16 protein-coding genes are annotated in these 14,670 nt (G+C 52.6%); 15 read left to right on the top strand and 1 reads right to left on the bottom strand.

Features of this window, described 5'->3' with window-relative positions; all coding sequences use genetic code 11:
* Nucleotides 1-69: 69 nt before the first annotated feature.
* Complete coding sequence (locus WC317_02120; protein MFA5338927.1) at nt 70-936, bottom strand: hypothetical protein; 867 nt, start codon at nt 934-936, stop codon at nt 70-72.
* 475 nt (nt 937-1,411) lie between these two features.
* Between WC317_02120 and rplU the strand changes: the two genes are divergently transcribed.
* From rplU to pdxA, 15 genes are all read left to right on the top strand, one after another.
* On the top strand, nt 1,412-1,726 hold the full coding sequence (gene rplU / locus WC317_02125; GenBank protein MFA5338928.1) for a 50S ribosomal protein L21: 315 nt from the start codon (nt 1,412-1,414) through the stop codon (nt 1,724-1,726).
* 9 nt (nt 1,727-1,735) lie between these two features.
* Nucleotides 1,736-1,975 (top strand): 50S ribosomal protein L27, encoded by a 240-nt coding sequence (gene rpmA, locus WC317_02130; GenBank protein ID MFA5338929.1) that lies wholly within the window; start codon nt 1,736-1,738, stop codon nt 1,973-1,975.
* A 21-nt stretch (nt 1,976-1,996) separates the two neighbouring features.
* Nucleotides 1,997-2,965, top strand: a complete 969-nt coding sequence (obgE, locus tag WC317_02135; protein ID MFA5338930.1) for a GTPase ObgE — start codon at nt 1,997-1,999, stop codon at nt 2,963-2,965.
* Nucleotides 2,962-3,759 carry a glutamate 5-kinase gene (proB, locus tag WC317_02140; GenBank protein MFA5338931.1) on the top strand — a complete coding sequence of 266 codons (798 nt, stop codon included), beginning with the start codon at nt 2,962-2,964 and terminating at the stop codon, nt 3,757-3,759. Before obgE ends, proB begins: the two co-directional genes overlap by 4 nt.
* The gene (locus tag WC317_02145) at nt 3,760-5,019 is read left to right on the top strand and encodes a glutamate-5-semialdehyde dehydrogenase (GenBank protein MFA5338932.1); all 1,260 of its coding nucleotides are present in this window, start codon (nt 3,760-3,762) and stop codon (nt 5,017-5,019) included. It begins immediately after the preceding gene.
* Nucleotides 5,020-5,023: 4 nt separating this feature from the next.
* Nucleotides 5,024-5,593: a nicotinate-nucleotide adenylyltransferase gene (nadD, locus tag WC317_02150; protein MFA5338933.1), complete on the top strand. Its 570-nt coding sequence runs from the start codon at nt 5,024-5,026 to the stop codon at nt 5,591-5,593.
* A gap of 12 nt (nt 5,594-5,605) precedes the next feature.
* The gene (gene corA, locus WC317_02155; GenBank protein MFA5338934.1) at nt 5,606-6,571 is read left to right on the top strand and encodes a magnesium/cobalt transporter CorA; all 966 of its coding nucleotides are present in this window, start codon (nt 5,606-5,608) and stop codon (nt 6,569-6,571) included.
* The gene (locus WC317_02160; protein MFA5338935.1) at nt 6,562-7,572 is read left to right on the top strand and encodes a hemolysin family protein; all 1,011 of its coding nucleotides are present in this window, start codon (nt 6,562-6,564) and stop codon (nt 7,570-7,572) included. Before corA ends, WC317_02160 begins: the two co-directional genes overlap by 10 nt.
* Nucleotides 7,573-7,691: 119 nt before the next feature.
* Complete coding sequence (locus tag WC317_02165; protein ID MFA5338936.1) at nt 7,692-7,832, top strand: DUF5679 domain-containing protein; 141 nt, start codon at nt 7,692-7,694, stop codon at nt 7,830-7,832.
* A complete protein-coding gene (gene rsfS, locus WC317_02170; GenBank protein MFA5338937.1) occupies nt 7,822-8,175 on the top strand; it encodes a ribosome silencing factor in 354 nt (117 codons plus the stop codon). The genes WC317_02165 and rsfS overlap by 11 nt, the downstream gene beginning before the upstream one ends.
* Before the next feature lie 60 nt (nt 8,176-8,235).
* Entirely contained in the window at nt 8,236-9,900 is a 1,665-nt protein-coding gene (gene argS, locus WC317_02175) for an arginine--tRNA ligase (GenBank protein ID MFA5338938.1), read from the top strand.
* Between the two features lie 24 nt (nt 9,901-9,924).
* Complete coding sequence (gene mfd, locus WC317_02180; GenBank protein ID MFA5338939.1) at nt 9,925-11,847, top strand: transcription-repair coupling factor; 1,923 nt, start codon at nt 9,925-9,927, stop codon at nt 11,845-11,847.
* A 49-nt stretch (nt 11,848-11,896) separates the two neighbouring features.
* Nucleotides 11,897-12,730 carry a peptidylprolyl isomerase gene (locus tag WC317_02185; protein ID MFA5338940.1) on the top strand — a complete coding sequence of 278 codons (834 nt, stop codon included), beginning with the start codon at nt 11,897-11,899 and terminating at the stop codon, nt 12,728-12,730.
* Nucleotides 12,727-13,686: a peptidylprolyl isomerase gene (locus WC317_02190; protein ID MFA5338941.1), complete on the top strand. Its 960-nt coding sequence runs from the start codon at nt 12,727-12,729 to the stop codon at nt 13,684-13,686. Before WC317_02185 ends, WC317_02190 begins: the two co-directional genes overlap by 4 nt.
* Nucleotides 13,664-14,668, top strand: a complete 1,005-nt coding sequence (gene pdxA / locus WC317_02195) for a 4-hydroxythreonine-4-phosphate dehydrogenase PdxA (GenBank protein MFA5338942.1) — start codon at nt 13,664-13,666, stop codon at nt 14,666-14,668. The genes WC317_02190 and pdxA overlap by 23 nt, the downstream gene beginning before the upstream one ends.
* Nucleotides 14,669-14,670: the final 2 nt, after the last annotated feature.

The following is a 14,670-nucleotide window of genomic DNA, read 5'->3' on the forward strand; positions in this document are numbered from 1 at the left end:
AACCGACAAATGGTGGATAATTAGAAGTTTTCTTAGCCATAGAAAAAAAGGAACCGAGAGGTTCCTTTTTTATTTGGATAGGTAAGATTCATATTCTTCAATGTCCTTGGGTTTTAATATCCCCGCGCTAAGTAAATCTCCTTTATATGCATTCAATATTTCCTTAGCCTCTTTTTTAATTAAAGGGTCTTTTACAGCATATTGTTTTACTACATAAGGAAAATTTTCAACTAAATGCATGACATGATATTTTTTTCCTATAGTGAGAGAAATTCTAGCATATTTTAAAGCTTCATCGTATTTAGCATGATTTCCACTTTCTGCGTAATAATATGACAGATTTCCGCAAATAGTTCCCCATAAGATTTGGTCATCTTTACTTCTTGGTTTTGCCTCTGTGCATGCTTTCTTAAAGAATATAAGAGCTTTTTCGGTTAATTCAATGGCTCGGTCATTTACTTTTTGTTCCCATCTGCTCAGTCCGTCATTTCTATAGAGTATCGCTAAGGCTATATTCATTTCCCTCGAGTTTTCTAGGATATCGGTCTTAATTTTCTTAAATTCAGTACTACTGTCTGCCCAATCCTTGATTTGTTTATTTAAAAGCATAGGAATAACGAACTTCCAGCCTAGAAAACCGAACAGCGTAATAAAAAGCGTAATAAGCGCTCCCGTGAAGGTATATGTCCATTGTATTGAGGAAAAAACACCGTTAGAGGCTTTAAAATTTCTCTCGGCCAATTCGCAATATAGTTTGGCGTTAATTGAATCAATAGTAGTTGCATTCGGGTTAGATATATAAGTTTGATTTTTAGATTGATGGGTAAGATTGTTAATCGGGTAGAAAAGCTGTTTAGTAATAACTATATCTTTTATTAATAATAACAATAGGCTCCCTAAGATTAGCAACATTACAAAAAACTTAAGTATTTTCATTTGTACTCCTTTGTAAATATTATAGGATACTAAATTAAGAAAATCAAATAGTAAGTAGGGACGCTACGGAAGGGGATATTTTTGTCTGTAAGGTGATGCTAAGGACGGAGATTTTGGATTGGGAAATTCGAGCGGGCTGGGCTGCTAAAGTTTGCCATGACGACCAGGCAATCCGGTGAGCGAAGAGGCGATTAGTTGCGTAGGTCTTTATTTAGTTCAAGCGGGTGACTGCCGACGGAGCCCTTGCCCGCGAACCGAGTGAGCGGGCGAGGTGCTCGGCAGGCAGGACCCGCCTGACTCGGTTTCCCTTGCCTAAACGGTTGTACTTTTTGCGGCAATCCGCAAAAAGTACTGCGCAGGCTTCGGGATGATTTTCCACGTGAAAGACTGGAAAATCAATTGACACTTTTGCCATTTTAAGGTATAATCTCCCGAAATCCGTAATTCCCAATAAAATAAGAGAAGGAGTATCTCTATGTACGCCGTAATAATGACAGGCGGGAAGCAATATAAGGTCGAAAAAGGCGCCACCATCACGGTTGAGCGCCTGACGCATCCCGAAAAAGACAATGAAGTTACGATAAAAGACGTGCTCATGGTCCACGATGGGAAGGAAGTCAAGTTCGGCAGGCCTTTCCTCAAGGACGCCAAGGTGGTCTGCGAAGTCGTATCCGACTTCAGGGGCAAGAAGCTGATGTCCTATAAGTACAGGAGACGGAAGGACTCGCACTGGAAGAAGGGCCACCGCCAGGAGTTGACGAAACTTAAGATAAAAGAGATAAAGGTTTAGGAGGAGACAATGGCTCATCATAAAGGACAAGGTTCAACCAGAAACGGCCGCGACAGCAATTCCCAGAGGTTAGGGTTAAAAGCTTCAGGCGGGCAGAAGGTCACAGCCGGAAGCATTATAATAAGGCAGCGCGGGACCCCGTTTAAAGCGGGCATCAATGTCGGCAAGGGCAAAGACGACACGCTTTTCGCCTTAAAAGACGGAATAGTAACTTTCAAGTCCAAAACCGTAAGTATCCTGCCACAATAAAATAAGAAGCCGAAAGCCAAGGTGTTTGTAGATACCGCGAAGATCGAGGTCAAAGCAGGCCACGGCGGTGACGGTTGCTCGAGTTTGTATAAGGACAGGTATTCCCGTTACCCGGTCATGAACGGCGGGCCGGGCGGCAACGGCGGCAACGTCGTAATACGCGCGAACGAGAACATACACACCCTCCTGGACTTCCAATTCCGCAGGCATTTCAAGGCCCACAAAGGCGAGAACGGCTCATCCAATAACAGGAACGGAAAGACCGGGGAGGACTGCGTCATCGAGGTCCCGGTCGGGACGATCGTCGCGGATTTTGAGAAGGGATATACCTTAAGGGACCTGACCGCCTCAGGAGAGAGTTTTATCGTCGCCAAAGGCGGCCACGGCGGGCGCGGCAACGCCTGCAAGAAACCCGCTACACCCGGCGAGCCTGGCGAAGAGAGATTGCTCTCGCTCGAGCTGAAACTGATAGCCGATTGCGGGCTTCTCGGTTTTCCGAACGCCGGCAAATCGTCGCTCATCTCGTCTATATCAAAAGCCAAGCCGAAGATCGCGGCGTACCCGTTCACTACATTAGCGCCGGTGCTCGGCATAGTCGAATATGATGACGGCCGCCATTTCAAGATAGCCGATATCCCGGGCCTGATCGAAGGCGCGCATGAAGGCAAAGGCCTCGGCCATAAATTCCTTAAACATATCGACCGCACGAAGGTACTGGTGCATATCATCGACATGGCCGGGGTGGACGGCAGGGACCCGCTCGAGGATTACAAAATATTAAATAACGAATTGAAGCAGTACGGCGTAAGCGCGGAGAAGAAACCGCAGGTCCTGGTCGCCAACAAGATGGATATTCCCGCGGCAAAAGAGAACCTAAAAAGGTTTAAAGAAAAAATAAAAAAGGATATAATACCTATATCGGCCAAGACCGGCGACGGCACAAAGGAACTGGTAGAGATGATCGTAAAAAAACTGGATGAGATAAGATGAGGGAAAAATATCTTTCAAATTTGAAACTCGTAGTCGTCAAGGTCGGGACTTCGACATTGACGTCTAAGACCTCGCCCATGGACAAGAACGCCATAAAGAGCATCTCCAAGCAGGTCTGCGAACTGCGCGATAAGGGGATAAAGGTCGTCCTCGTAAGCTCGGGCGCTATCGGCGCGGGCATGCACCTTCTGGGGCTTAAGTCCCGTCCGAAGACACTCGAACACCTCCAGGCGGCCGCGGCGATAGGCCAGGCCCAGCTTATGAAGGCATATGACGAGTATTTCAAGGGCCACGGCCGCAAGGTCGCGCAGGTGCTCCTGACGCGCGACGACCTCGAGGAGAAGAAGAGATACACGAGCGTAAAGAACACGATACACACCATTCTCGAATACGGCGCCGTCCCTATCATCAACGAGAACGACACAGTCTCGGTCGACGAGATAAAATTCGGCGATAACGACACGCTCGCGAGCCTCGTGGCGAAATTGCTCGGGGCGGATCTGCTTATACTCCTTTCCGACGTCGACGGCCTCTACTGCCACATGGAAAATAAGGAAGTCATCGATGTGGTCGAGGAAATAGACGGCGGCGTAGAAAAACTCGCCAGCGGCACCGACAAGGAGACATGCGTCGGCGGGATGTCGACTAAGATAAAGGCCGCGAAGACGGCCACCGAAGCCGGCATTCCCATGGTCATCGCCAACGGGAAGACCGAAGATATACTCACGAAGGTCGTCAACAGGGAAAAAGTCGGCACGATCTTTGTTCCGAAGCATAAGAGGAGCCAGTCCTAGATGAGCGGTTTGAAAAACGATATAGTTGCTATTGCCCGGGGCGCGAAGAAGGCGTCTTTCCTTATGGGCCAGATTTCGTCCGCGGTAAAAGAGAAGGCCCTGCTCGCGATGGCAGACGGGCTCGAGGAGAACAAGTCCGCGGTATTTGCCGCGAATAAGAAAGACGTGAAAGCCGCGAAGTCGAAAAAACTTAGCGCCGCCTTCATCGACCGGCTCACATTGGACGAGAAGCGCATAAAGGCGATGGCCGATTCTTTGCGCCAGGTCGCGGTCCAGCACGATCCTATCGGCGAGGTCATAAAGATGTGGACGCGCCCGAACGGGTTATGGATCGGGAAATTAAGGGTGCCGCTCGGCGTGATCGGCGTCATATATGAATCGCGCCCGAATGTCACGGCCGATTGTATAGGATTATGCCTCAAGGCCGGCAACTGCGCGATACTGCGCGGCGGAAGCGAGGCTATAAATTCCAATATCGCCATCTTCGATATCCTTAACGGCGCGGCAAAAGAGAACGGTATACCTGACGGGGCTATCAGCCTGGTGAAGACGACCGACAGGAAGGCCGTCCGCATACTCCTGACTTTAAGCGATCACGTCGACCTGATAATACCCCGCGGCGGCGAGAGCCTGATAAGGGAAGTCGCCCAACATTCGAAGATCCCCGTCCTCAAGCACTATAAGGGGATATGCCACGTCTACGTGGACGAGGACGCGGACCTCAATATGGCCGAGAGGATATGTTTCAATGCCAAGGTCCAGAGGCCTTCGGTCTGCAACGCGATGGAGACCCTCCTGGTAAGCGAGGACGTCGCGGCGAGGTTTTTGCCTTCGATGGCAAAGAAATACAAAGAGGCGGGCGTCGAGATAAGGGGCTGCCCTATGACCCGGAGGATCGTCAAAGGGATAAAGGCCGCGACCGAGAAGGATTGGTCGACCGAATACCTCGGCCTGATAATTTCGATAAAGGTCGTCAAAGGCCCGCATGAGGCGGTCGAGCATATAAACAAATACGGCACTAAACTCTCGGACGCCATCGTGACCGAGAATTACCATAACGCGGTCGAGTTCCTCCGCAAGGTCGACTCGGCTGCGGTCTATGTCAACGCCTCGACGCGTTTTACCGACGGCGGAGAGTTCGGGTTCGGCGCCGAGATAGGCATCTCGACCGACAAGTTCCACGCCCGCGGCCCGGTCGGGGTAGAGGAACTCACAAGTTACAAATATATAATCTACGGCGACGGACAGATAAGGGAGTGACATCATGCGTATAGGCATACTCGGCGGCACGTTCAATCCCATCCACGTCGGCCATCTCGTACTGGCCGAAGAGGCGAGGGAGAAGCTCAGCCTCGATAAGGTGATATTCGTCCCGGCGTATATACCGCCTCACAAGAAGGACGAGGAGCTCGCCGAGCCGAACGACAGGTTCAAGATGGTCGAGCTGGCGCTGAGGGGCAATTCGGATTTCGAGGTATCGTCGTTCGAGATCGACGCGAAGACGACTTCTTATTCGGTGGAGACACTGAAGGCCTTCAAGCAGAAATACGGCGAGGAGGCCAAGCTCTTCTTCATAACCGGCGCGGATTCGCTGGGCGAGATATATTCATGGAAAGAGATCGACCAGATATTCAAGCTTTCGAATTTCATCGTGGCCAACCGCCCGGGATACGACATAGCGAACGTCCCGAGCGGCACCGACGTCGTCACGATAACCTCCCTGGAGATATCATCCTCGCTTATAAGGAAGAAGCTAAGGGAAGGCAAGTCGATAAGGTATCTTGTCGCCGAACCCGTAAGGGAATATATAATAGCCCGAAGGCTTTACAGATAACGGAGGAAGACGATGAGGAACTATTACGTTACGCCTGAAGGCCAGCTCCGCAAGGATATACCCGTAGAGGAATTCCGCCAGGCCCTGGCGGCGGAGAAATCGCTGCTTTGGGTGGATATGGAAGGCCTCGAGGACAGCGATATTGAGGTCCTGATGGACGTATTCGGCCTCCACCCGCTGACCATAGAGGACTGCATAATGGTCAACGCCAGGCCGAAGGTCGAGGATTTCCAGAGCTACCTTTTCCTGGTCACCCAGGGCGTAAGGGTGAACGAGGAGACGAGGAAGATAGAAATGTTCGAGGTGGATTTTTGCCTCGGGAAGAACTATCTTATAACCGTCCATACCGACCCGATCAGGCCGGTAACCCTTAACCTCGAGAGGGTCGATAAAGGTTCGCCTATAATAAAAAGGGGCGGAGATTTTCTCATGTGCTCCATACTGGAGTCGCTCGCCGACAGCTATTATCCCCTCGTCGACCAGTTTGACAAGCGCGTCGATGAGATGGAGGCGGAGCTCTTCAAGGACCCTACGACGAAGACCTTCAACCAGATATACAGGCTCAAGAACGACACGATGCTCCTGCGCCGGACGATAGGCCCGCAGGCCGACATCTTCTCCATCATTACGCGCGGGGACTTCCCGCTCATCCAGCCCGCCAATTACGTATATTACAGGAACGTCTTCGACCACCTCGTGAGGATAAACGATATCGTCGGCACCTCGCGCGATATCGTCACCGGCGCGCTCGAGGCATACGTATCCATCGTCTCGAACAGGCTGAACGAAGTAATGAAGGTCCTGACTCTCCTGGCCACGGTGATGATGCCGTTCATAGTCATCCCGAGCATCTACGGCATGAACCTGAAGTTCCTGCCTTTTTCGCAGCATGAGAACGGCCTCTTCTTCATACTGGCATTCACCCTCGCGTTGACTATAATCATGGTTTTATACCTGAAGAATAAGAGATGGTTATAATAAACGAGCTTAAGTTATTCTGGCCGCTCATGATAGCGATAGGGGTCCTGTTGGTCCTGTCGGCTTTCTTTTCTATGTCGGAGACGGCGCTCATATCCTTGAACAAGATACGTTTGCGCCATTTAGTGTCAAAGGGCAACAAGAAGGCGAAACTGGTATATGCCCTCGTCTCCAATCCCGACCGCTTCATCACATCGATACTTGTGGGGAACAATATCGTTAATACCGCGATATCAGTCCTCATCGCCTTTGTGCTCATACATATATTCGGGGAGGACATGGGAATGGTGCTCGCTACCGTGATAGGCGCGACCATCATCGTAGTCTTCGGCGAGATCATCCCTAAGGTCTTCGCGGTCCAGCGCGCCGAGAGGACCTCCCTTGAGCTCGCCGTCCCGCTGAAGTTCGTCCTCGCGGTCCTGGCGCCTGTTGCCCGCGTCTTTTACGGCCTCGGCAACGGCATAATCAAGGTCTTCGGCGGGGAGCCGCAGAGGGGCCCTCTCATCACCGAGGAAGAGATAAGGCTCATGATAGAGCTGGGCAAGGAAGAGGGCGTCCTCGGCGATGAGGAGCGCAAGATGCTCCACAGGATATTCGAGTTCGGCGATACGCTCGTCAGCGAAGTCATGATCCCGAAAGAAAAGATAATAGGAATAGACGTCGATGCCTCGGCCGAGGAGCTGCTTGACCTATTGGTCGAAGAGGGCCACGCGAGGGTTCCGGCATATAAGGGCTCGGTAGACAATATCGAGGGGATCATCTACGCGCGGGACCTGCTTTATATCTGGCAGAACAAGGGCCTGGTCATAATACCGGACCTGCTTCACCCGCCGTATTTCATTCCGAAGAACAAACGTGTCAGCGACCTGCTTAAGGATTTCCAGCGGATGCGGATACAGATGGCGATAGTCGTGGACGACAAGAAACAGACGATCGGCCTCATAACCCTGGAAGACCTTATAGAGGAGATAGTGGGGGAGATAGACGAGTCACTGGAATGAAAGGTGCCCGCTTCGTGGCGGGTCATCTTTATCCCGCACCTTACAAAAGGTGCGGGGTTGACAGCGATTTAGAGGTGTGGTAGACTAGAGTCATTCCAAAACCTTACAGGAGGTGCTAGATGGAAGGTTATTGCGTTAAATGCAAGAAGAAGCAGGAAATGAAAGACACAATGAAGCAGAAGATGAAGAATGGCCGTGAAGCGATGAAGGGCAAATGCCCGGTCTGCGGCACGGGAATGTACAGGATACTTGGAAAGTAAGACAGAGCCCAGATCAAAAGCTGTACTGATAGCTGAGACCGCAAAAGAGAAGAAGGCCGAAGACATAGTATTGTTGGACGTGAGCAGGGTGTCCGCGTTCTGCGATTATTTCATAATCATGACTGCGAACAACACCCGCCAGGTCAAGGCTATATCGGATGAGATAGAAGGTAAGCTGGAGGAGGAAGGTTACCTGCTCTGGCACAGGGAGGGCGAGAGGGAGTCGAGCTGGCTGTTGCTCGATTTCGGGAATTGCGTCGTCCATATCTTCGATCCGGAAGCCAGAAGGTTCTATGGCCTCGAAAGCTTATGGGGAGACGTGCCCCGCGAGAATCTCGGCTAGTATTGGATATCCTTAAATGCCACCCGCATCCCTGCGGGTGGCATTATATTTAGGAGAGGCATGGTAGAGACCCGGATACTTGAATTTCTCGATAAGAATTTAGGCGCGACGGAGAAGATCAAAGGCCTTTACGCCCGGGACCTGCTCTGTCTCGAGAATCCCAGGGACCCGGCGCACGGGGACATCTCGACGAATATCGCCTTCAGGCTGGCCAAGCCGCTGAAGACAAATCCTGCCGAGCTGGCCAAGGAGATCGCCAAGGCGCTCTCCGGCGCTCTCGCGTCTTCACCGCTCAAAGGCGAGGTCGACGCCATAGAGCCGCTCAACGGTTTTATAAACATAAGGCTTTCGGCCCCGGCGCTGCGCCAGATTCTAAAGGATATAAAGTCCGGTAAAGAGAAGTTCGGTTGTAACGATTCCGGAAAAGGAAAGAAGATACAGGTCGAGTTCGTCAGCGCGAACCCGACAGGCACGCTGAGCGTCGCGCACGCGCGCCAGGCCGCGTTCGGCGATTCGTTGGCGAATATAATCGCGGCCAACGGCCATGAAGTGACCCGGGAATATTATATAAACGACGAGGGCGTCCAGATAACAATACTCGGCCAGTCTATATACGCCAGGTACAGGCAGGAGATAGGCGACCAGTATGAATTCCCGGAGAACGGTTATAAGGGCGAGTATATAAAGGAGATGGCCGAAGAATTCCGCAAGGAGCACGGCGATAAATATAAAGCAGGGACGCCGGAGGATCTCAAGGTATTTTCGGAATGGGGCTGCGGTTATCTCCTGAATGAGATAAAAAAAGAACTGCTGGATTTCGGGGTAAAGTTCGACGTCTGGTTCAGCCAGAAGGCGCTCGGCGCGTCCGGGAAGATAGAGAAGACGCTCGAGCTCCTCAGGAAGAAGGGATTGTTATACGAAGCGGAAGGCGCGCTCTGGTTCAAGTCCACGCAATTCGGCGATGACAAGGACAGGGTAGTCAAGAAGAGCGACGGCGCGTACACATACGTGACGCCGGATATCGCCTATCACAAGGATAAATTCGAGCGGGGTTTTTCCGGGGTCATCGATATACTCGGGCCCGACCATCACGGTTATATAAACAGGATAAAGGCCGCGGTTCAGGCGCTCGGCTATCCGGCAGGCGCGGTATCTATAATAATAATACAGCTGGCGACATTATATAAGAACGGGCAGCCGGTGAAGATGTCCACGCGGGCCGGCGAGTATATAACTTTACGGGAGGTCCTCGATGAAGTCGGGAAGGACGCGGCGCGTTTCTTCTTCCTGATGAGGAAGGCGAACGCGCACCTCGATTTCGACCTCGAGCTCGCGAAGAAGCAGACGCCCGAGAACCCTGTCTATTATGTCCAGTACGCGCACGCGAGGATATGCAGCTTGCTCGCCTTGTCGAAATTACCGGAGGGCGATATCGCGGGCGCGGACCTCGAACTGCTCGGCGCGCCGGAGGAGTTGAATTTATTCAAAGAGTTGAGGCAGTTCCCGCAATCGGTGAAGCTTGCCGCGCAGGAGCTCGACCCTTACAGGATAATAACATACCTGCAGGAATTGGCGGCGTGCTTCCATAAATTCTACGAGGCGAACAAGGTCATCTCGGACGACGCGGAGCTCAGCCGCGCGAGGCTCTATCTCGTCTCATGCGTCAAGCAAACTCTCGCCAACGGCCTGACCCTGCTCGGAGTCTCCTGCCCGGCGAAGATGTAAATTTCGCAATACGGCCCCAAAATTATGTTCGAATCACTCAAATTATACAAGAACGAGGAGTTGAGCCTCGAGAAGGTGCACGGGCAGCTGGTCGAGCTGGGTTATGAGCGCCGGCCGAAGGTAGCCGAACAGGGGGACTTTGCCCAGCGCGGCGGGATCCTCGACATCTTCCCTGTGACCTTCGACGAGCCGGTGCGCCTCGAGTTCGACGCGGACAAGCTCGTCCATATAAAATCATTCGATATCGCCACCGGCACTTCTTTCCTGGACCACCAGATGGCGATCATCCTTCCGGCCAAAGGTATTGTGCCGCGAAAACTAAAGACCCGCCGCATCCCCGGCGTCGAGATCTCCGAAGACCTGCCGATAAGCAACTTCGTCGACATATCCCCGGGCGATCACGTCGTCCACGTAAAACACGGCATAGGCCGGTATAAAGGGATAGAGCGCGTAAAAGAGCCAAAGGGCGTCATCGATTATATCGTCATAGAATACGCCGAAGGCGCGAAACTTTTCGTCCCGATGCCGGAGATGAACCTCGTCCAGAAATATATAGGGTTCGAGGGCAGGCCTCCGAAACTATACAAACTCGGGACCAGGGCGTGGGCGCTGGCCAAGGCCCGCGCGCAAAAAGGCATCTATTCGCTCGCGTTGGAATACATCGAGATCCAGGCGAAGCGCGAGGCGTTGAAGGGTTTCGCCTTTTCGAAAGATACGGATTGGCAGGCGGAGCTCGAGAGGTCGTTCCAGTTCAAGGACACGCCGGCGCAGGCCAGGGCCGCGCAGGAGATAAAACGCGACATGGAAAGCCCGAAGCCGATGGACAGGCTCGTCTGCGGCGACGTGGGATACGGAAAGACCGAAGTCGCCCTGCGCGCCGCGTTCAAGGCCGTCACGGACAATAAGCAGGTCGCGATGCTCGTGCCCACGACCATCCTCGCCGAACAGCATTACGCGACATTCAAGGAGAGGATGAAGAAATACCCGGTGAATATCGAGATGCTCTCGCGTTTCAGGAGCGGGACAGAACAGGGCGCGATAATCGCCGGCGTAAAAGACGGCTCGGTCGACATTATAATAGGGACGCACCGGCTCCTCTCGCACGATGTCGCGTTCAGGGAGCTCGGCCTGGTAATAATCGACGAGGAACAGAGGTTCGGCGTAAAACACAAGGAGCGGCTGAAGAGGATGAGGCTCCTGGTCGATGTCCTGACGCTTACGGCCACGCCGATCCCGCGCACCCTTTATATGTCGCTTATGGGCATAAAGGATATGTCGGTGATCGACACCCCGCCCGAGAACAGGATACCGGTCGCGACGAAAGTCGCGGAATTCGACGAGCGGATAATAAAAGATGGGATAAAGCGCGAACTCAAACGCGGCGGCCAGGTCTTTTTCGTGAATAACAGGATACGGGGGCTGAATAAACTGGCGGAGCGGTTGAGGGAGATCGTCCCCGGGGCCAGGGTGGAGGAGGCGCACGGGCAGATGCCGGCGCACGAACTGGAGAATATAATGGTCGGGTTCATAAACGGCAGGATAGATGTGCTCGTTTCCACCGCCATAATCCAATCCGGCATCGATATCCCCAACGCGAACACGATATTCGTCAACCGCGCCGATATGTTCGGACTCGCCGACCTCTACCAGTTGAGGGGCCGGGTGGGAAGGTATATAGTCCAGGCCCATTCATATTTTCTTTATCCCAAGGGGTGGCAATTGCCCAAGGACGCCGAGGCGAGGCTTAAGGCGATCGAGGAGCATACCGAGCTCGGCTCCGGCTTCAAGATAGCGATGGAGGACCTTGAACTGCGCGGCGCCGGAAACCTTTTGGGCACGGAACAGCACGGCTTTATACAGGCGATAGGTTTTGACCTTTATTGCAGGCTGCTGAGAAGCACGATAGCCGGTCTCCGAAAGGGCTTGCCTATCCGGAGCCGGTTATGATATATTATTCTAAATACTTACCAGAGAGAAGATAATGACGGAAAGGCCTATGAAAAAAATCCATATTGCAGCGCTGCTCTTAGCCGCGGTTTTTGTGTTCCCCGGCTGCGGTAACGCGAAATCGAAGCCCCTCGCGACCGTTGACGGCAAGGCCATTACGGTCGGGGATTTCGAAAAGAGGCTCTCCAAGATGCCCGCTTACTATAAGACGCTCGCGGTCGAGCGGAAGAAGGATTTCCTCGATGATATGATAAATGAGCAGCTTATCTATAAGGAAGCGCTCAAACGGGGCATCAACAGGGAGCGCGAGGTAAAGGAGCTTTTGGACGAGGCGAAGCGTAAGATACTTATAGCTAAACTGATGGAAACGGAAGTCAAGAAGTCCGCGGTCTCCGAAGACAAGATAAAGGAGTTCTACGAGTTGCACAAGGACGATTTTGTCACGCCGCTTAAGCTGCGGGCGAGCCATATAATGGTCGATACCGAGGCCGAGGCCAACGAGGTCCTCCAGAAGCTGAAAGGCGGCGGCGATTTCGCGCAGTTGGCTAAGCAATATTCGAAGGACCCCTCGAAAGGGAGGGGCGGCGACCTGGGTTATTTCATAAAAGGGCAGCTGATGCCCGAGATAGAAGAAGTCTGCTTTAAGCTTGAGGTCGGCCAGACGAGCGATATAATCAAGACGAAATTCGGCTACCACATAATAAAACTGACCGACAGGATCGAGCCGAGGACGGTGGAACTCTCCGAGGTCAGGGACGCCATAGAAAAAGAGTTGAAGGATAGGGCCCAACAGCGGACGCTCGACGATCTTGTCAAGAACCTGAGGTCGAAAGCGCACGTCAAGATAAACGAAAAGCTGTTGGAAGCGGGGCCGGATAAATGAGGACAAGGATAAACATGTTATTGTTGGTCCTTGCATTGGGGCTTCATCCCCTGGCCCTGTGCCAGACGACCGGCGCCGTTAACAAGATACTTGCGGTCGTGAACGACGAAGTCGTAACCGAGACAGACCTTGATGCGGCCCTCGGTTCGAGCATCGAGGAGTTAAAGAAGGAATTTTCGGGAGACGAGCTTAAGGCGAAGACGGAAGAGGCGCGCAAGGAACTCCTGAAGCAGATGATAGAGGATAGGCTGATACTCCAGGAAGCGAAGAAATACAATATCGCCGTTGATGATTTTGAGGTTGAGCAAAGGCTGAAAGACGTGAAATCGCGTTTCCCCTCGGAAGACGCCTTTTATTCCGAGGTCGAGAGGTCCGGTGTCTCGACCGACATCCTGAAAAAGCGCTATAAGGAAAATATAATGATGTCCAAGCTCGTAGAGAGCCAGGTAAGGGGCAAAGTAGTCGTTACGCCTATCGAGATAGAGAGTTATTACAAAATACATTCGGCAGAACTGAAGGCGCCGGAATCGGTCCATCTCTTCGGTATCGTCATCCGTTTCGATGCGGGGATCACCGAGGACGACATCAAGCAGAAAGCGGAAGACGTGGTAAAACTCGCCAGGGAAGGCCGCGACTTCAGCGAACTGGCCAAGGTTTACTCGCAGGGCGCAAAGGCGCAGGAGGGCGGGGACTTCGGGATCGTCGAGAAAGGGCAGATGCGCGAGGATTTCGAGAAGGTCATATTCGTTTTAAAACCGGGCGAGACCAGCGACCCGGTAAAGACCGATGCGGGATATTTTATCTTCAAGGTATACGAGAAAAAAGAGAGTTATGTGCGGCCGCTCCAGGAAGCGCGCAGTGATATAGAGGATATAATATACAGGGATAAGGCCCAAAAGCGGTATAAAGACTGGATAGAGAAACTGAAACGCGATGCTTTTATACAGGTCAAATAATACTCGCAGGCAGCCGCGTCCGCGGGTCGCCGTAACCATCGGCGACCCTTTTGGCGTAGGGCCCGAGATAGTCTTAAAAACACTCGCGAACCGTAAGTTGCGTGCGCTTGCCGATTTTATTATCGTGGGCGACAGCTCGGTCATTTCCGCCGCGTTAAGGCTCCCCGGAGTCCCGGCGGGGCTCCCTCGGGGAGTCTCTGTTGCAGACCCGTATATTATCGCTCCCAGCAAGGTGAAATTCGGCCGCCAGTCCAAACTTTCCGGCGCGGCCTCACTGGCCTATCTCGATCTCGCCCTCAAGCTCATAAAAGAAAAGAAAGCCGATTGCCTCGTGAACGCCCCCTTAAGCAAAGAGGCGGTCTCGTCCGCGTTCCCGCGCATAAATTTCATAGGCCACACGGAATATATCGCGGACAAGTTCAAGACCGCGGATTTCGCGATGATGCTGATAGGCGGGCCGCTTAAAGTCACGCTCGTGACGAGGCATATACCGGTCCGTGCGGTGTCAAAGGCGGTGACGAAAGAAGAGATAATCAAGGCCATAAAATTGAGCCATGGGGTGCTTACCTGTTATTTCGGCATAGCCGAACCGAGGATAGGGGTCGCGAGCCTGAACCCCCACGGGGGAGAAGGCGGGAAAATAGGCACCGAGGAGATCAAAATAATAACCCCGGCGGTGAACGAAGCGAAGAGGCATTTTAAGAACATAATCGGCCCGGTTTCGTCAGAGGCGCTGTTTTACATGGCTTACCGCCGGAAGCTCGATTGCGTGGTCGCGATGTACCACGACCAGGGGCTTACGCCGCTTAAGATGATAGCGCGCGATACCAGCATAAACATCACGCTGGGCCTGCCGTTTGTCAGGACCTCGCCCGGCCACGGCACGGCATTCGATATAGCCGGAAAAGGGATAGCCAACCACAGGCCGTTGACCGAATCGGTAAAACTCGCCATAGATATATTCAAAAAAAAGAAGGGCTGAAC

It is taken from the genome of Candidatus Omnitrophota bacterium (genome assembly GCA_041653595.1).
GTDB lineage: Bacteria > Omnitrophota > Gorgyraeia > Pluralincolimonadales > Pluralincolimonadaceae > Pluralincolimonas.